This window comes from Devosia sp. CAU 1758 (assembly GCF_054482695.1).
Genome location: NZ_JBTLRJ010000002.1, coordinates 467,785 through 486,425 on the forward strand (window position 1 = coordinate 467,785; position 18,641 = coordinate 486,425).

16 protein-coding genes are annotated in these 18,641 nt (G+C 64.6%); 3 read left to right on the forward strand and 13 right to left on the reverse strand.

Annotated features, from left to right (window positions below; all coding sequences use genetic code 11):
• Nucleotides 1–229: 229 nt before the first annotated feature.
• Together ACXYMS_RS08320 and ACXYMS_RS08325 are read right to left on the reverse strand one after the other, a co-directional pair.
• Complete coding sequence (locus ACXYMS_RS08320) at nucleotides 230–688, reverse strand: nucleoside deaminase (protein ID WP_458905348.1); 459 nt, start codon at nucleotides 686–688, stop codon at nucleotides 230–232.
• Complete coding sequence (locus ACXYMS_RS08325) at nucleotides 685–2,394, reverse strand: alpha/beta hydrolase (protein ID WP_458905349.1); 1,710 nt, start codon at nucleotides 2,392–2,394, stop codon at nucleotides 685–687. The genes ACXYMS_RS08320 and ACXYMS_RS08325 overlap by 4 nt, the downstream gene beginning before the upstream one ends.
• A 427-nt stretch (nucleotides 2,395–2,821) precedes the next feature.
• Between ACXYMS_RS08325 and mutL the strand changes: the two genes are divergently transcribed.
• The gene (mutL, locus tag ACXYMS_RS08330; protein WP_458905350.1) at nucleotides 2,822–4,636 is read left to right on the forward strand and encodes a DNA mismatch repair endonuclease MutL; all 1,815 of its coding nucleotides are present in this window, start codon (nucleotides 2,822–2,824) and stop codon (nucleotides 4,634–4,636) included.
• Between the two features lie 388 nt (nucleotides 4,637–5,024).
• Here mutL and ACXYMS_RS08335 read toward each other — a convergent pair whose 3' ends face one another.
• Nucleotides 5,025–6,098, reverse strand: a complete 1,074-nt coding sequence (locus ACXYMS_RS08335; protein WP_458905351.1) for a citrate synthase/methylcitrate synthase — start codon at nucleotides 6,096–6,098, stop codon at nucleotides 5,025–5,027.
• An 84-nt stretch (nucleotides 6,099–6,182) separates the two neighbouring features.
• Here ACXYMS_RS08335 and ACXYMS_RS08340 point away from each other — a divergent pair, with 84 nt between their 5' ends.
• Nucleotides 6,183–7,301 (forward strand): citrate/2-methylcitrate synthase, encoded by a 1,119-nt coding sequence (locus ACXYMS_RS08340; protein WP_458905352.1) that lies wholly within the window; start codon nucleotides 6,183–6,185, stop codon nucleotides 7,299–7,301.
• A gap of 81 nt (nucleotides 7,302–7,382) precedes the next feature.
• On the opposite strand, the gene ACXYMS_RS08345 is transcribed toward ACXYMS_RS08340, so the two are convergent.
• The 5 genes from ACXYMS_RS08345 to ACXYMS_RS08365 all read right to left on the reverse strand — a co-directional run bounded on the left by ACXYMS_RS08345 (nucleotide 7,383) and on the right by ACXYMS_RS08365 (nucleotide 12,871).
• The gene (locus ACXYMS_RS08345) at nucleotides 7,383–7,793 is read right to left on the reverse strand and encodes a hypothetical protein (protein ID WP_458905354.1); all 411 of its coding nucleotides are present in this window, start codon (nucleotides 7,791–7,793) and stop codon (nucleotides 7,383–7,385) included.
• Nucleotides 7,794–7,803: 10 nt separating this feature from the next.
• Nucleotides 7,804–9,618 (reverse strand): phosphogluconate dehydratase, encoded by a 1,815-nt coding sequence (gene edd, locus ACXYMS_RS08350; protein WP_458905355.1) that lies wholly within the window; start codon nucleotides 9,616–9,618, stop codon nucleotides 7,804–7,806.
• A 123-nt stretch (nucleotides 9,619–9,741) separates the two neighbouring features.
• Complete coding sequence (pgl, locus tag ACXYMS_RS08355) at nucleotides 9,742–10,437, reverse strand: 6-phosphogluconolactonase (RefSeq protein ID WP_458905357.1); 696 nt, start codon at nucleotides 10,435–10,437, stop codon at nucleotides 9,742–9,744.
• Nucleotides 10,434–11,918 (reverse strand): glucose-6-phosphate dehydrogenase, encoded by a 1,485-nt coding sequence (zwf, locus tag ACXYMS_RS08360; protein WP_458905359.1) that lies wholly within the window; start codon nucleotides 11,916–11,918, stop codon nucleotides 10,434–10,436. Before zwf ends, pgl begins: the two co-directional genes overlap by 4 nt.
• Nucleotides 11,919–11,929: 11 nt before the next feature.
• The gene (locus tag ACXYMS_RS08365) at nucleotides 11,930–12,871 is read right to left on the reverse strand and encodes a glucosamine kinase nucleotide-binding domain-containing protein (protein WP_458905361.1); all 942 of its coding nucleotides are present in this window, start codon (nucleotides 12,869–12,871) and stop codon (nucleotides 11,930–11,932) included.
• Nucleotides 12,872–13,152: 281 nt separating this feature from the next.
• On the opposite strand from ACXYMS_RS08365, the gene cobU reads away from it, so the two are divergent.
• A complete protein-coding gene (cobU, locus tag ACXYMS_RS08370) occupies nucleotides 13,153–13,689 on the forward strand; it encodes a bifunctional adenosylcobinamide kinase/adenosylcobinamide-phosphate guanylyltransferase (RefSeq protein WP_458905363.1) in 537 nt (178 codons plus the stop codon).
• On the opposite strand, the gene cbiB is transcribed toward cobU, so the two are convergent.
• From cbiB to cobA, 5 genes are read right to left on the reverse strand one after another with little or no spacing between them, the layout of a single operon-like run.
• Entirely contained in the window at nucleotides 13,682–14,644 is a 963-nt protein-coding gene (cbiB, locus tag ACXYMS_RS08375) for an adenosylcobinamide-phosphate synthase CbiB (protein ID WP_458905364.1), read from the reverse strand. The two genes, cobU and cbiB, sit on opposite strands and share 8 nt — an antisense overlap.
• Nucleotides 14,645–14,647: 3 nt before the next feature.
• On the reverse strand, nucleotides 14,648–16,090 hold the full coding sequence (locus ACXYMS_RS08380; RefSeq protein WP_458905941.1) for a cobyric acid synthase: 1,443 nt from the start codon (nucleotides 16,088–16,090) through the stop codon (nucleotides 14,648–14,650).
• Nucleotides 16,091–16,133: 43 nt separating this feature from the next.
• Nucleotides 16,134–16,451, reverse strand: a complete 318-nt coding sequence (locus ACXYMS_RS08385; RefSeq protein WP_458905366.1) for a hypothetical protein — start codon at nucleotides 16,449–16,451, stop codon at nucleotides 16,134–16,136.
• Nucleotides 16,452–16,483: 32 nt separating this feature from the next.
• Nucleotides 16,484–17,782, reverse strand: coding sequence for a cobyrinate a,c-diamide synthase (locus ACXYMS_RS08390; protein WP_458905368.1), 1,299 nt, complete (start codon nucleotides 17,780–17,782; stop codon nucleotides 16,484–16,486).
• Nucleotides 17,769–18,581 (reverse strand): uroporphyrinogen-III C-methyltransferase, encoded by an 813-nt coding sequence (gene cobA / locus ACXYMS_RS08395; RefSeq protein WP_458905369.1) that lies wholly within the window; start codon nucleotides 18,579–18,581, stop codon nucleotides 17,769–17,771. Before cobA ends, ACXYMS_RS08390 begins: the two co-directional genes overlap by 14 nt.
• Nucleotides 18,582–18,641: the final 60 nt, after the last annotated feature.

Consider the following 18,641-nt stretch of genomic DNA (forward strand, 5'->3'; position numbering starts at 1 on the left):
AGGTTCGGTGGCTGGGTGTTTCCGCCCCCTCCGGGCCGTCCTCGCGCCTGACGCGAGGACCAGTCGCGACAAGTGCGGGCCCGTGACAGAGGCCAGTGACCCTCGGATCAGGTCCGAGGGCGGTGCGGTGTGTGGGGAGGGTTTGAGCCCTGCGTCAAACAACAGGTATTCCCGCCTTCGCGGGAATGACCCGGTGGGTGGCAGCGTAGATGGTGAGACGGAACCGCGTTCAGTCCCTGAGCTTCCTGAAAAAATCCACCAGCATGGCCTCGGCCCTCCCGGCGGAAAGGCCGCCGATCACTTCGGGCCGGTGGTGGCAGGTGGGCTGCTCGAAAAGGCGTATGCCGTTCTCCACCGCGCCGGCTTTCACATCCTCCGCGGCGAAATAGACGCGCCGCAGCCGGACATGGGCGATGGCGCCGGCACACATGGCACAGGGTTCGAGGGTCACATAGAGATCGCAGCCATCGAGCCGCCCGGTGCCGCGGATGGCCAAGGCGGCGCGGATGGCCAGCATTTCGGCATGGGCCGTGGGGTCGCCCAGCGCCTGCATGCGATTGCGTTCGGCGGCGAGCACCTTCGTCCCCTCCATGACCACCGCGCCCACCGGCGCCTCGCCCAAGGCTGCCGCAGCGGCGGCAAGGTCCAGCGCCAGCTCCATCGGCCTGTCGGTCGTGGTCTCGATCATTTGCGGATCACGGCATAATCATCGGGATCGATGGCCTCTTTGAGCGCTGTCAGCCGGGCCGATGTCCAGCCCGGCGGCTGGGTCACCGCCGTCCAGGCGTCAATATAGTCGGCCGGGGCATAGACATGTCCGTAACCGACAGGCGCGGTTTGCGCCAGCGCCGCGTCGAGCATCAATTGCAGGAAAGTCACCAGAGGATACCAGTTGAAGGCCGGGGAGACATCGGGCCCGCGCGGTTCATCGAACCAATCCGGGCGGCGCCAGTCGGCCTCGAAGGAGAAGAAGACGACGGGGTCGCTGGCATATTGCAGGAAGACGATGCGCATGGGCCCCCATGCCATGTCCTGCCAGCCGGCCGCGCCGGACTGGTTCATGAAACGGATGGCCGACGAATTGCCGAAACGTGGCAGCCAGGCGGGCGTGCCGGGCCGCCGGTTCTCGGTCACCCGGCTCCAGATCGGGCTGGAAAAGGGCGGCCCGGCCCAGAGCGCGCCATCGAAGGGATCGGCCAGCACATCATAGACCGTGGTGGAATTCTGCGAGGCCAGCGCCCCAAGGCTCAGGCCATGCAGATAGAGCTGCGGCCGCTCTCCTTCTGGCAATTTGGTCCAGTAATTATAGACCGTGTTGAACAGGGCCTGCGCCGTTTCGGTGCCGAGTTCCGGTTCGATCCAGAGCGAGAGCACGCTGGTAAGATAGGAATATTGTACGGCAACGCTGGCAACATCGCCGCCATGGAGATATTCGAGCGTATCGATAGCCGCCCTGTCGACCCAGCCGGTGCCGACGGGCATGATCAGCACCAGCACAGACCGATCAAAGGCGCCAATGCGCTGCAATTCGGCCAGCGCCAGTTCAGCCCTGTCCACAGGGGTGGGCGCCGAGCGCAGCCCGACATAGGTGCGAAGCGGTTCGATGGCCGGTTTTCCGGTAACCGCGGCTATGGCCGCCGCATCCGGCCCCGATTGCACATAGATGCGCGAGTCCCGGCCGATACTGTCCCAGTCGATCAGCGACGCCGCGCTGCCAGTCTGATGCCAAAGGGCGGGCGGCTCGGCCTCGGTCGAGACCAATGCATCGAGCCGTTCGTAGAAATTGTCGGCACCGCGCAGGGCCATGCGCAGGAAGAAATTGTTGACCAGCACGCTGACCAGCGCGATCACCAGCGCCGTTGCTACCACGAAGGCCGCGCGGCGCGGGAGGTGCGGCATCAACCCATGCCAGACCAGCCGGATCAGGGTCACCAGGAGCTTGCCCAGGATCAGCAGGCCTGCCGCCACGGGCAGAGCCATGGAGGCGATCAGCAGGGGCTGATATCCATCGACCGGCGCCATGCCCATGACGGCGCGCACTGAATTCTGCCAGGTGTTGGAATAGGCGAGCGCCACAAGCACCAGAGCCAGGCAGACCAGCCCGGCTGTGGCCCCCAGCAGGCGCGTTACCCGCCCCGGCGGCACCTTGAGGCCCAGAAAACCCCAAAGCCAGTGGCCCAGATTGCCCAAGCCGTAGCCCACGGCAAAGCAGGCCCCGGAGAGAATGCCCTGCACCATCTCGGTGCGCGGCAACAGCGAGGGCGTCAGCGACAGGGCAAAAAAGATCGAACCGACCAGAAGGCCAGGCGGGGACAGGTAAAAGGCCACCGCATCCCAGATGGCGTTGGCTCTGTGGCTCCAACTTTTGGTGGGGCGATGCGGCATGGTGGTCATGGGGCTAGGTGAACCCGGTTGGGCGGCGGGGTCAATGTTGCTGACATAAGTGATCTTGCGAAGAACCCCCACCCGGCCTCCCCCTGAAGAAGGGGGAGGAGTAAGGTTTGCCTTCATCGATCCAGCGGCAAACTCGATGCGACACCTCCCCCTTGACGGGCTTCGAACCGTGCCGCAGGCCAAATCGTGCCGGTGGCGCGATTTGAGGTGAGAAGGCCATGAGCGCTAGGCGTGAATGGCTAGCGTCCCGAGACGGCTTTCGTTCCGTTTTTCATTTTACCTTGGGACGGATTTCGTCTCGGAACTCCGCTCTTCAATCAAACCGGAGGCATATGAGGCCGACCGGCGCTTTGTCATGGGCACAATTGTGCATTCGGGTCGGAATGGGCTCGCCACTCTCCTATACTAATTGGCAGGAGAATCGCCCTTGCCCATCCGCCAGCTTCCCGAAGACCTGATCAACCGCATTGCCGCTGGCGAGGTGGTCGAGCGGCCGGCCAGCGTGGTCAAGGAACTGGTGGAAAATTCCATCGATGCGGGGGCGCGACGCATCACTGTGACCACTGCCAATGGCGGCATGGATCTCATCCGCATCGCCGATGACGGCCACGGGATGAATCGTGACGACCTGATGCTCTCGGTGGAGCGGCATGCGACCTCGAAACTCTCCGCCGATGATCTCGATGACATTCGCACCCTGGGCTTTCGTGGCGAGGCCCTGGCCTCCATCGGGTCGGTGGCGCGGCTCTCGGTAGCGTCGCGCCCGGCGGATGCCGACAATGGGCTGGTGCTGGTGGTCGACAATGGCCGCCGTTCCGGGCCGATGCCACAGGCGATGAACAGGGGCACGGTGATCGAGGTGCGGGACCTCTTCGCCCAGGTGCCGGCGCGGCGGAAATTCCTCAAAAGCGCCCGCGCCGAAACCGCCGCCATCACCGATGTGATGAAGCGTCTCGCCATGGCCAATCCGGAAATCCATTTCGTGCTGGAGGGCAGCGATCGCACCGCCTCGAACTGGCCGGCCGTTTCCGGCGAAGGCGCGCTGGACGCACGGCTCGGCCAGGTGATGGGGGCCGACTTCGTCGAAAACGCGGTGACGCTCGCCACCCATCGGCATGGCATTGTGGTGGCCGGCATGGCGGGCCTGCCCACCTATACGCGGGCCAATTCGCTCAGCCAGTTCTATTTCGTCAATGGCCGCTCGGTGCGCGACAAGGTGCTTGTGGGTGCCGTGCGCGCAGCCTTTGCCGATTATACGTTCCGCGACCGGTTTCCGGTGGTGGCGCTTTATCTCGCCATCGACCCGGCCGAGGTCGACGTCAATGTGCACCCCGCCAAGGCGGAACTGCGGTTTCGCGACCAGGGTGCCGTGCGCGGCGCGGTGATCAGGGCCATCGGCACGGCGCTCGCTGCCGCCGGCTTCAAGGCCTCGACCAGTGTGGCCGAAGATATTCTGGGCGCCTTCTCAGCGCCGGAAATGGCCGAGCCGACAGCCCCCGCGCCAGTCGCTCCCGCCTCGGCCAGTTATCAGCCGCAACGCTTCAACGGACAGGCCGAACGGGCGCCGCTCCATCTCGACCGGCATCCGGGGCAGTTCTCCGGCTTCACCGAGCCCAGCGCAAGGGTGGAGCCGGTGGATGTCTCGCCTGACCTCACCGATTTTCCGCTCGGCACGGCGCGGGCGCAGATGTTCGACAATTACATCATCGCCCAGAACGGGACGGGCCTGTTGCTGGTGGACCAGCATGCGGCCCATGAGCGGCTGGTCTATGAGCGGTTCAAGGCGCAGCTGGCCTCCGGCCCGGTGCCCAGCCAGGCGCAGTTGATCCCGATGATCGTGGAACTGCCCGAGGAGGATTGCGGGCGGCTCGAAGAGGCGGCGCCGGAACTGGAAAAGTTCGGGCTCTATCTCGACCGCTTCGGCCCCCGCGCCATTGCCGTACGCGAGACCCCGGCGCTGTTGGGCAATCCCGATATTGCCGGGCTGATCCGCGATCTTGCCGATGGCCTCGCCGAATGGGACAGCACCGCAGCGCTGACGGCGCGGATGGAGGCCATCATCGGCCGCATGGCCTGCCATGGCTCGGTGCGTTCGGGACGGCGGCTGCGGGTGGACGAAATGAACGCCCTCCTCCGCGACATGGAGGCCACGCCCCATTCGGGCCAATGCATCCACGGGCGGCCCACCTATGTCGAACTCAAGAAGGGCGATATCGAGCGCCTGTTCGGGCGGAGCCGTTAACGAATCCCTATTGACGAAAGAGAACAAAAGCGCAACCTTTGCTTGGGAACAAAGGGGGTACACATGCGCTCAACAGTATATGGACTTGCCTGTCTTCTGGTCACTTTCACTTCAGGACGGGCCGACGCATCGGAAATCACGGAGGCCGTTTACCGGTCCGGGCGGCTTGAACTAGCCTTCACATTCACGGCTCCGGCCGTTGGCTGCAAGGATATCGACCAGGTTGCTGCCCGGGCCACGGCGCGCCTCTCAAACGCGGAAGCAAGCCAGCTTGGGCATAGTCCTGACCTGTGGTTGCCGAAACTGGAGCCAACGCTCCGCGAGCAGAGCCGGATCGCGGCTCCGTGCCTCTCCTGAGCCCCGGCCCACAGCGCGGCTTGATGCAAAGCTAGGCTGCCCTGGGGCCGACATAGACCGATTGCGGACGGATCAGGCGACCGGTCTCTATCTGCTCATGGGCATGGGCGACCCAGCCACCGACCCGGCCGGCGGCGAAGACGCCGGTAAAGGCGTCGCGCGGGAAGCCCAGGGCTTCGAGCAGCAAGGCGGTGAAGAACTCGACATTGGTTTCGAGCACGCGGCCAGGCTTGGCGGCCTTCAACAGGGCCAGCGCCTCGCGCTCGACCGCCTCGGCCAGGGCCAGTCTTTCGGCATCCATGCCGCCGGCAGCGCCCAGGCGCTGCAAGGCGCCCTTGAGCGCATCGGCCCGCGGATCCCGGACGCGATAGATGCGGTGCCCAAAGCCCATCAGCCGCTCGCCGCGGGAGACCTCCCCGGCCAGCCAGGCAGCGGCATTGTCCGGGGTGCCGATGGCATCGAGCATGTCGAGCACCGGTCCCGGCGCGCCACCATGCAGCGGCCCCTTGAGGGCGCCAAGGGCCGCCAGCACCGCCGAGGTGAACCCGGCCCGTGTGGAGGCGACAACCCGGGCGGCGAATGTGGATGCGTTCAACCCATGATCGGACACGGTGACGAGATAGGTATCGAGCGCCGCAATCGCTGCTGGCGAGGGCGTCGTGTCGCTGAGCATAGCGAGCATATCGGCGGCATGGCTCCGGGTGACATTGGGGGCAATGGCGGCAAGCCCGGCCCTGCGGCGGATCAATGCCGGAACAAAGACGGCGGGCGCCGCAATGAGCAGGAGCGCGGTCGACTTATCCTCGCCGTCGGTCAGCCGTGCCATAAGGGCACGCAGGCCCTCGGTGACTGACAGGGAAAGGAGATCGGCGTCGAGCCGGGACACTTCGTGGAAGACCCGCACCCTGGCATAGGCCAGTTCTTCGCGCAGCGCCGCCTCGGCGCCACCGCGAAGTCCGGAAAGCAGCATGGCCAGTACTGCCTCGTAGCTGGTCTTGCCGGCCAGCTCGTCGAGCGAGCGACCACAGATCACCAGACGGCCATTGAGGCCATCGACTTCGCTGAGGCTTGTTTCGGCGGCAATGACATCATCCAGGCCAGACATGTTGCTTCTCCTTGCAGTTTTGCCCAAAATCAAGCTAATCAAGATTGACGTCAATCTTGATGCTATTGATCAATGCGAGGGGATATGGGCTGGCTCACTGCCGAGGAAGCGCTTGCGAGGCTGGGCACCAAGCCGCAGACGCTCTATGCCAATGTCAGCCGTGGTCGCATCGGCGCCCGGCCGGACCCCGATGATCCGCGCCGCAGCCTCTATCGGCAGGACGATGTGGAGCGGCTAGCCAGCCGGCAGCAGGGGCGGCGACCGGCGCGGGCCGTGGCAGCCGAGAGCATTGCCTGGGGCGAGCCGGTGCTGGAAACGGCGATTGCCACGGCAGCCGAAGGACGGCTGCTCTATCGCGGGCAGGATGCCGTGACGCTCGCGGAGACGGCGACGCTGGAAACCGTGGCGGGACTTTTATGGGACGCCGCCGGGGTGCCGGACTTTTCGGGGCGAGCGCAGGCACGGCAACCGGGCCTGCCCGCTGCCTATCGCGCCATGGCCGAGCTGGCCGCTACCGAGATGCCCTCTGCCGGGCGAAGCCGAATGGTGTTGAGTGCAGACGCAGCGCTCGTGGTTTCCCACCTCGCCGGGGCGCTGGCGGCGCCAGGCGATCAGCCATTGCACGAGCGACTGGCCCAGCAATGGCAGCGACCGCAGGCGGCGGATGCCATTCGCCAGGCCCTGGTGCTGCTGGCCGAGCATGAACTCAATGCCTCGACCTTTGCAGCACGGGTCACGGCCTCGACCGGTGCGCCGCTGGCCGCTGCGGTTCTGGCGGGCCTGGCGGCGCTGTCCGGCCCGCTCCATGGCAATGCCAGCCAGAGCATGGCGGGACTGGTGGAGCAGGCGCAAAAGCAAGGTGCCGCCATCGCCATTGGCGCCCATCTCCGGCAGGGAAATGCCTTGCCCTGTTTCGGGCATCGCCTCTACCCCGATGGCGATGTACGCGGCGCAGCGCTAATGGCGGCGTTCACCGTGCCGACGCTCTTCGCGGAACTGGCCGCGACCGGCGAACGGCTCATCGGCGAAAGACCCAATGTGGATTTTGCACTGGCTGCCCTGACGGCAGCGTTCGACCTGCCGGCCGATGCGCCGATCCAGATATTTGCCCTGGCGCGCAGCGTGGGCTGGATTGCCCATGCGCTGGAACAGGTCGAATCAGGCGCGCTGATCCGGCCAAGGGCGCGATATGTTGGACTTTGAGCCGGCCGCAGGCAAATTCGCTCCAGTGGAGCGAATATAGGCGAGAAGGCCATGAGGGCTGCGCCCGAAGGAGGGGCCTGATCAGAGGCAGGCGCCGCCCTGGCTAATAGTCGCAGACGTCAATTGATCGCTCTCGTCATAACCAATGCGCACGAATAGCTCGCTGCCGCAGGCCATGTCCCGGACACCCGCGCTTAGGCGATATCGCTGGGTGGAGACGGCACCCGGTGGCATCGCTCCATAGGAGGTACTCCACGTCTGCAGGCCGGCGCTTAAAAGCTGCAATTCTACCTGCTGCTTAGGCTCGCCACCCTGAAACAGTCCCGGGATGAGGCTTACCTCGTTATTCCGCTGCCGCATGTCCCGATACTGATAGAGGTGCCGGGTCGTTTCGTTGAGAAGCAATTGCGGCTTGTAGCTACACTCGACGAGGTAGCCCACTGGCAGGAAGACAAAGATTGCAATTGCCAACCAGGTCTTGACTGCCGCCACCACACCGCTCCTACCCGAACACGCTCGCGCCCTTGTCCGCTACGCCCACCAGGCTGCGGAAGCCGGCGAAGAGTTCGCGGCCCATGCCGAAATGGGACGGACGGAGGTCTTCGGTGGCGGGAGTGCGGGAGAGGAATTCCTTCTCGTCGCCCAGGAAGGTCAGCGTGCCTTCGTTGGCGTCGAGCCGGATCATGTCGCCATCGCGGATCTTGCTGATCGGGCCGCCATCCATGGCTTCGGGGGTCATGTGGATGGCTGCCGGCACCTTGCCCGAGGCGCCGGACATGCGGCCGTCAGTGAGCAGCGCCACCTTGAAGCCGCGATCCTGCAGATTGGCCAGCGATGGGGTGAGCTTATGCAGTTCGGGCATGCCCAGGGCCTTGGGGCCGGAGAAGCGGACGACGGCAATGACGTCGCCGGCGATCTCACCGGACTTGAAGGCGGCCTGAAGGCCATCCTGGCTATGGAAGACCCGCGCCGGCGCCTCGATGACGCGGTGTTCGGGCTTGACCGCCGAGACCTTGATGACCGAGCGACCGAGATTGCCCTTGAGGAGTTTCAGGCCGCCGGTGGGCTGGAACGGGGTCCTGGTGCTGGTCAGAACCTTGGGCAGCGCGCTTTCGGCAGGCGACTGTTCGAAGCTGAGGGTGTCCTCGATGAGCTTGGCTTCCACCGTGTAATTGGAGAGGCCATCTCCCCAGACGGTCTTGACGTCTTCGTGCAGGTGCCCGCTTTCGAGCAGTTCCTTGATGAGAAAGCCCATGCCCCCAGCGGCGTGGAAATGGTTCACGTCGGCGACGCCATTGGGATAGACCCGCGCCAGGAGGGGCGTGGCATCGGAGAGGTCGCTCATGTCATCCCAGGTGATCTGGATGCCGGCGGCGGCGGCCATGGCGATCAGGTGCATGGTGTGGTTGGTCGAGCCGCCCGTGGCGTGGAGACCGACAAGGCCGTTGACGAAGGCCTTCTCGTCCATGATGTGGCCGATGGGGGTGTAGTTATTTCCGAGGGCCGAAAGCGACAGGGCGCGCTTGGTGGCCTCGCGGGTCAGGGCGTCGCGCAGCGGCGTGCCGGGATTGACGAAGCTGGCGCCGGGCAGGTGCAGGCCCATGATTTCCATGAGCATCTGGTTGGAATTGGCGGTGCCATAGAAGGTACAGGTGCCGGCCGAATGGTAGGACTTGCTCTCGGCTTCGAGCAGTTCGGCGCGGCCGACCTTGCCCTCCATATAGAGCTGGCGGACCTTGCTCTTCTCGTCATTGGGCAGGCCCGAGGGCATTGGCCCGGCGGGGATGAACACGGCCGGCAGGTGGCCGAATGCCAGCGCGCCGATGACCAGGCCCGGCACGATCTTGTCGCAGATGCCAAGGTAGACGGCGGCGTCGAACATGTTGTGGCTGAGCGAAATCGCCGTGGCCATGGCGATGACATCGCGCGAGAACAGCGAGAGGTCCATGCCCGGCTGGCCCTGGGTGACACCGTCGCACATGGCCGGCACGCCGCCTGCCACCTGCGCCGTGGCGCCGATTTCGCGGGCCGCCTGCTTGATGATTTCGGGATAGAATTGATAGGGCTGATGGGCGCTCAGCATATCGTTGTAGGAATTGATGATGCCCAGGTTCAGCGTCTTGTTGCCGGCCAGCGCCGCCTTTTCGGAAGGGCTGCAGGCGGCAAAGCCATGGGCGAGATTGCCGCAAGACAGCGCGGCGCGGTAGACGCCCTGCTCCTTGGCGGCATCAAGGCGGTTGAGATAGTCGCGGCGGCTGTCGCGGCTGCGCGCGGCAATGCGGTCGGTCACGTCCTGGATAGCCTGGCGGACAGTCATGCAATCTCTCCAAAGCTGGGCAAGGGCGCGCCAGAAGGGGGCCGCTGGCGCGGAAATCCTTGCATCAAAATACCGATATCCGTCAGCGGCCAGGGCGGTCGATTGGGGACCGCCCCAGGAGCCTCATGGACACCAGTAAACTGTTACCGCCGCGTCCGCGCGCAGCACGGCGCGGATCGGCATGTCTTCGACCGGGCCATCGCCCAGGGCCTTCTCCAACACCTCGGCCTTTTCGTCGCCCTCGATGTGCAGGTAGAGGCCATCCGTCTCGAGCAGGCGCGGCAGGGTGAAGGTAATGCGCGGCTCGCCGGCGCCGGGGGCGCGAATGGCGAGCGTCGGGCCGGGAGCGGTCAGCGCCTCGGAGAGCGTGTCGCCACCGGGAAAGAAGCTGGCGGTGTGGCCGTCGCTGCCCATTCCCAGGATCACGGCGGCAAAGGGTTGCGGCAGGTCCGCCATCAAGGAGTTGGTCTTGGCAATCGCCGCGTCCGTGGGCTCGTCGCCACCGGAATAGAGCGGGAAGAAGCGGGCCGTGGCTGCGGGCCCCTGTAGCAGCTTCTCGTTGACCAGCAGTGCATTGGAGCGGTCGCTGGTTTCATCAACCCAGCGCTCGTCTACCAGGGTGACGATCACCTTGTCCCACTCGATGTCCTTGGTCTTGCCCAAGGCGTTGAAGAATTTACCAGGCGTCGAGCCGCCCGATACGGCAATGGCAGCCGTACCGCGCTCGGCAATGGCGGCTCGAATACGGTCGGCGACGGCCTCGGCCAGTTCCTTGGCAAGGGTGGGCTTGTCGGCAAAACTGCGGCGATCGATGGTCATGAGGTGGGTCCCTCATACCAGGTGCGGCCATCGCGCTCGATCAGCGCCACGGCGCCGCTCGGGCCCCAGGTGCCGGCGGTATAGGTCTGTGGCGGCTCGGAGGAGCGATCCCAGGCCTCGCGAATCGGATCGACCCAGCGCCAGGCGGCTTCCAGTTCGTCGCGACGCATGAACAGGGTCTGGTTGCCGCGCACGACGTCGAGCAGCAGGCGTTCATAGGCCTCGGGTGTGCGCTCGGTGAACGTCTCGGCAAAGCTCAGGTTCAGCGGCACCTGACGAAGGCGCATGCCGCCCGGACCGGGGTCCTTGATCATCATCATCATCTTGACGCCCTCGTCGGGCTGCAGGCGGATGATCAGCTTGTTGGCCTTAGGCGCACCCTCAGCATGATCAAAGATCGAATGCGGGATGGGCTTGAACTGGATGCAAATTTCGGAGACGCGCTCCGCCATGCGTTTGCCGGTGCGCAGGTAAAAGGGCACGCCGGCCCAGCGCCAATTGTCGATCTCGGCCTTCATGGCCACGAAGGTCTCGGTATGGCTGCCCTTCTTGTCCTCGGGCAGTTCGTCCTGATAGCTGGCGACCGATGCTGTCTCGGATTTCACGCCACGATACTGGCCACGCACCGTCAGTTTCGACACATCACCATTGGCGATGGGCCGCAAGGCGCGCAGCACCTTGAGTTTTTCGTCACGCAGGGCATTGGCGTCGTCGCTGGCGGGCGGCTCCATGGCCACAAGGCAGAGCAGTTGCAGCATGTGGTTCTGGATCATGTCGCGCAGGGCGCCAGACTCGTCGTAATAGCCGCGCGTGCCGGCGCCGACGCTTTCCGCCACGGTCAGTTGCACGTGATCGATATGGGCAGAGTTCCAGATCGGCTCGAACAGGGTATTGGCAAAGCGCAGGGCGAGCAGGTTCTGCACAGTCTCTTTGCCGAGATAGTGGTCGATGCGATAGACCTGATCTTCCTTGAAAATCTTGGCGACGCCATCGTTGATCTCGATGGATGACGCCAGGTCGTGCCCCAGTGGCTTCTCGATGACGACGCGGGCGTCGCGACGATAGACCTTGGTCTTACTCAATTGCTCGGCGATAGGCTCGAACAGATCCGGAGCTACGGCCAGGTAGAAGGCGCGGACCACCTTGGGATCGTCACGCAGGGCCTTCTTGAGGTCGCCCCAGCCGGCCTCATCTGACACGTCGTTGACCACGTAGGAGAAGATGGTCAGGAACCGCTTGATGACCGCAGCGTCCTGATAGTCCTCCTCGACGAACTGGGCGACGGCGTCACCGGCCAGCTTCTGGAATTCAGCGTCGCTGAACTTGGATCGGGACACACCAATGATGCGGCTCTGTTCGTCGAACTGCCCATCCTTGAAGCGGTGGTAGAGCGCCGGAATCAGCTTGCGCTTGGTCAGATCGCCGGTGGCGCCAAACACCACATAGTCGAAGGGTTGAACGGGAATGATACGGCTGGACAAAGTGGAGGTCCTTAGTTTGACGCGAAATTCTGCCGGGCGAGGATCACCGCGCCATGCAGGGGTTCGTATTTGGGCAGGGCGACAAAGTCACCATATTGCTGCTGGAGGACCGGGAAGAGGCGATGTCCCAGCCCCCCGACAATGGCCATGACCGAAGCGCCATGGGATCTGAACCAGCGCACATAGGTATCGACATAGCCTAACTGGATGGCGAGGAGCTTGCGCGCCACCGGGTCATCCTGTTCGAGATAATCGAAAAACAGCGGCATGAGCTTGCCGAATTCACCCGGGGCCCGGCCGACCAGCGCGTCATCGCACCCTTCGGAGCCGTCGCGGCTCGTAAGGGTGAGGTCCATGGCGGTGGCGAAGGACCAGGTCATGATGGCCTGGTTGTTGCCGCCGAGCGCGGCCGCCACCGCCCGGGTCAGGGGCGAGGCCTCTACCATGCCGTCCTCGGCCTCGACCGTATAGCGGACCAGTTCGCGCCCGAGAATTGCGCCGCTCATCTGGTCGCCGATATGAAAACCCCAGCCGCCGGCCTGATGACGGGTGCCGTTTACGATGGACATCGCGGCAGAGCCGGTGCCGATGATGACCACGCCCCCCTCTTCGCCCCCCAGGGCGCCGGCATGGGCGATATCGATATCGTCATAGACCTTGACGCCGGCAAATGGCCAGGGCCGAGCCGCGAAGGCATCGCGCGCCGAATCCATGCGCCCGCCGGCCATGCCAAAACAGGCATAGGTATTGGCGGCCTGGGCGAAGTCAATGCCGGCGGCCCTGAACACGTCGCGCGCACCATCGCTGATGGCCTTGTAGGCGGGTTCGCCACCATCGATCTGCAGGTTCGAGCGGCCGTTCTTGACCTCAGCCAGCGTTTCGAGATGTTCGTTGGCCAGCCGCACGCGGCAATTGGTGCCACCACCGTCAACGCCAAGGTAATATCGCGGCACGAAAGGCATCTCCGTGGGTGGGATGGGAAGCGAGGGCCCCGGACCGACTGGTCCAACCTCTCCGTCCCAAACTAGGGGGTCGTTTCGGCGCGGACCATAATGCGAAAGACGCTAAGACGAAAGTAGTAGGGCTAATAAAATGCGCCTGCCAAGCCCTGCTTGTGCATGGCATTCGTGCGCGCGCGGCGACACTGCGGAACGGCTTGCCCAGCAAGCCCGTTTGGGGCGAAGGTAACAAGCACTAATCCGGGTCGCGGCGGCGCCCGAAGAGGAAACGCAAGATGACTCGACATTGCCTGGTACTGGGCGGCGCGCGCTCGGGCAAGACGGCGTTTGCCGAGCGGCTGGCCCTGCATGCCGGTTCGCGACCAGCCTACTTGGCAACGGCCGATATTCTGGATGAGGAAATGCGCGACCGGGTGAGCAGCCACCAGGCCAGCCGTGGAGAGCGCTTCACCACGATCGAGGAACCGACCGAACTCTCGCACGCAATCCTCAAGGCCGGGATCAGTCATGACGTCATCCTGGTCGACTGCCTGACCCTGTGGATCACCAACTTACTTATCGCTAATGAAGATGTCGCCACCGCCGTCGGCGAACTTTGCGCGACATTGATGGAGTTCCAGCAGGCAAAGGTGATTTTGGTGAGCAATGAGGTCGGGCTCGGGATCGTCCCGGACAATGCCATGGCCCGCACCTTCCGCGACCTTGCCGGATCTGCGCATCAGCGGCTAGCCGAAATCTGCGACGACGTTTATTTCGTCGCTGCGGGCCTGCCCCTGGTGATGAAGGGTGACCAGCCAGCCAGGTTCAACTGACCAAGACCATCAGCGCCAGCAGAGCGCTGACACCGAGCAGCACATCGAGCGTACGCCGATAGAGAAGCAGGGCCAGCATGATGTCGCTCGGGCCAAGGCCGGGCTTGCCGCCCCCGAACGCTGGCAAGTCGACCAGTTCGCCACCATAGCTGCGGGGGCCACCAAGCTGGAAGTTCAACGCGCCTGCAAAGGCTGCTTCCGGCCAACCGGCATTGGGCGAATCATGCTTTTGCGCATCGCGCTGCGCCGTCGCCCAGGCCTTGCCGGGGCTGGCGCCCGGCACGAAGAAGCAGGCGGCGGTGATTAGAACGGCGCTGAGGCGGGCGGGTATCCAGTTGAGCACATCATCAAGCTTTGCCGCTGCCCAGCCGTAGTCTCGATAGCGGGTGTCACGATGACCGATCATCGAATCGGCAGTGTTGACGGCCTTGTAGAGAGCGATGCCCGGAAGCCCGAACAGCACGAGGAAGACCCAGGGCGCGACGACACCATCGGAGGTGCTTTCGGCAAGGGTTTCGATGGCGGCGCGGGCAACGCCCGGCTCGTCCAGGGTCTGTGGATCGCGTCCGACGACGTGGCTGACCGCTTCGCGGCCGGCGTCGAGCGACGTCCGTAGGGCTTCGGACACGGCAGCGACGGCGCGGCCAAGCTCTTTTTGTGCCAGGAAGGCCGTGGCGAGCAGCATCTCCAGCAGCCAACCCAGCGGCAGCCAGGACAGAATGGTGCGAATGCCGACCGTGACGATCAGAACGGACAGCACCAAGAGCCCGAGGGCCACAATGCCGGCGAGCCGTCGCGGGGCGGGCGTGCGGCTGGGGGTGTTGAGGCGGTTTTCGCAGAAGGTGATCAGCTTGCCGAACCAGATCACTGGATGGCCGATCCGCGCTACCAGCGATTGCGGATAGCCGAGCTGTCGTTCGATGGCGAGGGCCAGCGGGGAAATGAGCGGGTCCATGTGTCAGGTCTTTGTCGGGGCGGCAAGCGCCAGCAATTGGTCGATATCGATATGGGTTTCGAGGTGCGCCGCAAGACCATCAAGCGCGCTCTCCACCCCTGCCTCAAAGGCAAGGTCCGGGCTGGCGGCATGGGCCAGAAAGGAACGGCGGAAGGCGTCGGCGGCAAAGAGGCCATGGAGATAGGTGCCTATGATCCGGCCATCGGCACTGATGGCGCCCTCGGGTTCAATGCCGACATGAGCGAAGGGACGGTCCCGATCCGATCCAGTCGTGACGCCCATATGCATGTGATAGCCGGACAACGGCTCGCCTGAGGCCGCGTGGATCGCGGTTTCCAGACGCAATTGCTTGGTGGGGGCCAGCACGGTTTCGACATCGAGGAGGCCAAGGCCGGTGGTGGTGCCGGGGGCGCCCTCAATGCCGTCTGGATCGGCAATGATGCGGCCGAGCATCTGGTAGCCGCCGCAAATGCCCATGACCGTGCCACCGGCCCGGTGGTGGGCCTTGATGTCCACGTTCCAGCCATTGGCAACAAGGGCAGAAACGTCAGCGCGGGTGGCCTTGGACCCGGGCAGGAGGATGAGGTCGGCGTCGCGGGGAAGGGCATCGCCCGGCGGCACCAGCGTCAGGGTGACGCCGGGTTCGGCGCGCAGCGGATCGAGGTCGTCGAAATTGGCAATGCGCGGCAGGCGCGGCACGGCGATGTGGAATGCGCCGGACCCGCCGGAATAGCTTTCGAGCGCCAGGGCATCCTCGGCGGGGAGTTTCGCCGCATCGGAAAAATGGGGCACGGGGCCAAAGCATGGCAGGCCGGTGCGCTCGGACAGGAACGCCTTGCCGCTTTCGAACAGCGCCGGATCGCCAAAGAACTTGTTGATGAGGCTGGCGCGCACCAGCGCTGCATCCTCAGGGTCGATGACCGCCATGGTGCCGACAATGGAGGCGATGACACCGCCCCGGTGAATGTCACCAATGAGCACGATCGGTACATTGGCGGCGCGGGCGAAGCCGAAATTGGCGATGTCGCCGGAGCGCAAATTGACCTCGGAAGCGCTACCGGCGCCTTCGACGAGAACGTAGTCTGCGGTGGCGGAGAGATCGCGAAAGGCCTCGAGCACTTCGGGCAAGAGCCGGGCACGGTCGGCCCAATATTGGCGCGCACTCATGCTTTGACGGCGCTGGCCACGCACGACGACCTGCGAGCCGGTTTCACCTTCGGGCTTGAGAAGCACCGGGTTCATGGCGGTGATGGGGGCGCGGCGGGCGGCTCGGGCCTGCAAAGCCTGGGCACGGCCGATCTCGCCGCCATCCTCGGCGACGGCAGCATTATTGCTCATGTTCTGCGGCTTGAAAGGGGCAACGGAGAGACCGCGATTGGCGAGGGCGCGGCAGAGCCCCGCCACGATCAGCGATTTTCCGACATCGGAGCCGGTGCCCATGAACATCAGGGATCTGGTCATGGCCGGAACGAAGTGCCCATGACGTTGTCTAATTTTCGCAAACGCCGGCACCTAACTCGCTGGAATGGACGGCTTCTAGTGCAAGAATTTGAAGTTCTCCTGACCAGAATTTCCAGCGCAATCCGCCTTCTGAACCTGCAAGCTCTACTACATAATACCCTTTTCCTCGTGGCAAACCCGACCCAGAAACGTGATGAATGGTGATCCGATCTCCTGGCTTGAAACCGTCAAATGTCTTGGGGATGGCATCAAGGACGCCGGGATGTAATTGCGGCCTATCCATTGCCTTGCCTATCGCAGCGAATAGCGGGTGCAAAAATTCTGGATAGTCGGAAAGCTTCTTCATGAGCGAACCTAGAACTTAATCTGACGCACCGTCTATTCTTGCGCAGCGATGACATGAGCGTAAGACCCCATGACGCGGCCGAGGACGCCGCCCATGGGCAATTGGCGGATGCCCTCGGCGTCGAGCGCTTCGAAGAGCGGCGGCAGGCCGGTCTGTTTGGCCGAGGAATAGTGGAATTCGTGGCCATTGAGGCCGGCGGGCCAGGGCAAGGCGCTTTCGTGCAGCAGGCGACGATAGCCGAGCACGCGCTTGGGCCGGTCAATGCGGGTGACGACAGGCAGAAGGCCGGCCATGGCGTGGCTGATGCCCGCCTTGTCGACCAGCGCCTCGCCAAGGGCCATAAAGCCCCCGCATTCGCCATAGATCAGCGCGCCGCGATCACGGGCAGCGACCAGGCCAGCGTGAAAGCCGGTGGCGGCGGAGAGTGTCCCGCCGTGCAGTTCGGGATAGCCACCGGGCAGGAACACCGCGTCGGCATAGGGCGCCGGTGCCTCGTTGGCGAGCGGGGAGAAGAAACTGAGTTCAGCCCCCTGCCCGCGCCAGCCATCGAGCAGATGCGGGTAGAGAAACGCGAAAGCCGCATCGCGCGCTATGGCCATGCGTTGGCCCAGAGGCGGCAGCGATTTGGGCAGGCTGTCCGCCGCAGGGACCGGTGTGACAAGGTTCACCAGGGCATCGAGATCGACGAAATCACCAATGGCCTCCGCAGCGGTATCGAGGAATGGCGCAAAGCCGCGCATCTCGCCGGGTAGGACCAGACCCAGATGCCGCTCTGGCACCACGAGCTCGCTGCGGCGCGGGATGGCGCCGAGCAGTGGCAGGCCGGTTGCCGTAAGGGCCGCAACCAGCATGCGCTCGTGTCTGGCGCTGGCGACGCGATTGAGAATGAGCCCGGCGATGTGAACGCCCGGCCGCCAGTTGGCAAAGCCGGCCACCAGCGGCGCGACGGACTGGCTATGGCGGTCGGCATCGACGACGAAGAGTACCGGCAGGCCGAGTGTTTCGGCCAGATCGCCAGTGGAGCCGTGACCATCGGCAGCGGCATCGAAAAGGCCCATGACGCCTTCAACCAGCAGCAGGTCTGCGCCGGTGGCGTGCTGGGCGGCAAGGGCGCGAATCTGGGTGGCGGGCATGGCCCAGGGATCGAGATTGATGGCTTCGCGTCCCGCCGCATGGCCGAGAAAAACCGGATCGATATAGTCCGGTCCGGTCTTGGCCGGCGCCACGACCATGCCCCGGCGGCGCAGGGCGGCAAGTAGGCCGAGCGTCACCAGCGTCTTGCCGGAACCAGAGCGCGGCGCGGCGATAACGAGGCCCCTAGCCGAAGACATGCCTCCGCACCTCCGCCACATACCAGTCGAGCTGGCCGCGATAGCGGGCAACAGGGCCGAGCACCACAATGGCCGGGGTGGGCACCTCGGTGAGGTCGGCAGCGGCGCCGAGCGTGGTCTCGAGCACAGCCTGATGTGGATTGGCGACATGGGAGACGATGGTCAGCGCCTCTTCGGACTGGCGCCCGGCGGCGAGAAGCTGGGCGGTTATGGCCGGGAGGTGCTTGACCGCCATGAACATGACAATGACCGGGGCGGCCCGCGCCACCGAAGCCCAGTCGACGGCGCCCGGAACAGCGCCGGTTTCATCGTGGCCGGTGAGGAAGATGACGGCGTGGTTGGTATCGCGATGGGTGATTGGCAGGCCGGCATAGGCGAGGCCACCCAGGCCCGAAGAAATGCCTGGAACGATGCGGAAGGGAATGCCGGCGTATGCCAGTTCGCCGGCCTCTTCGCCGCCCCGCCCGAACATGAAGGGATCACCGCCCTTGAGACGCAGCACGCGCTTGCCCGACCGCGCCAGTTCGATAAGGCGAATGGTGATGTCGGCCTGTTTCGGAGACGGTTTGCCGCCGCGCTTGCCGGCATGGATGCGCTCGACATGGGCAGGCGCCAGCCTGAGAATGTCGGGGGACACCAGCGCATCGTGGACGATGATTTCGGCCTGACCCAGGGCGTGGAAGGCCAGCAGGGTCAGCAGGCCCGGTCCGCCGGGACCGGCGCCGACGAGCCAGACTGAGCCCGGCTCAAAGGGCGGGAAATCGGCATGGGCCAATTGCTGCAGATGGATTTCAGACATGGGCGCCAGCCGCCTCTTGAGTGCGCAGGGCGACGCGGGCACATTGACCCGAACAGATGG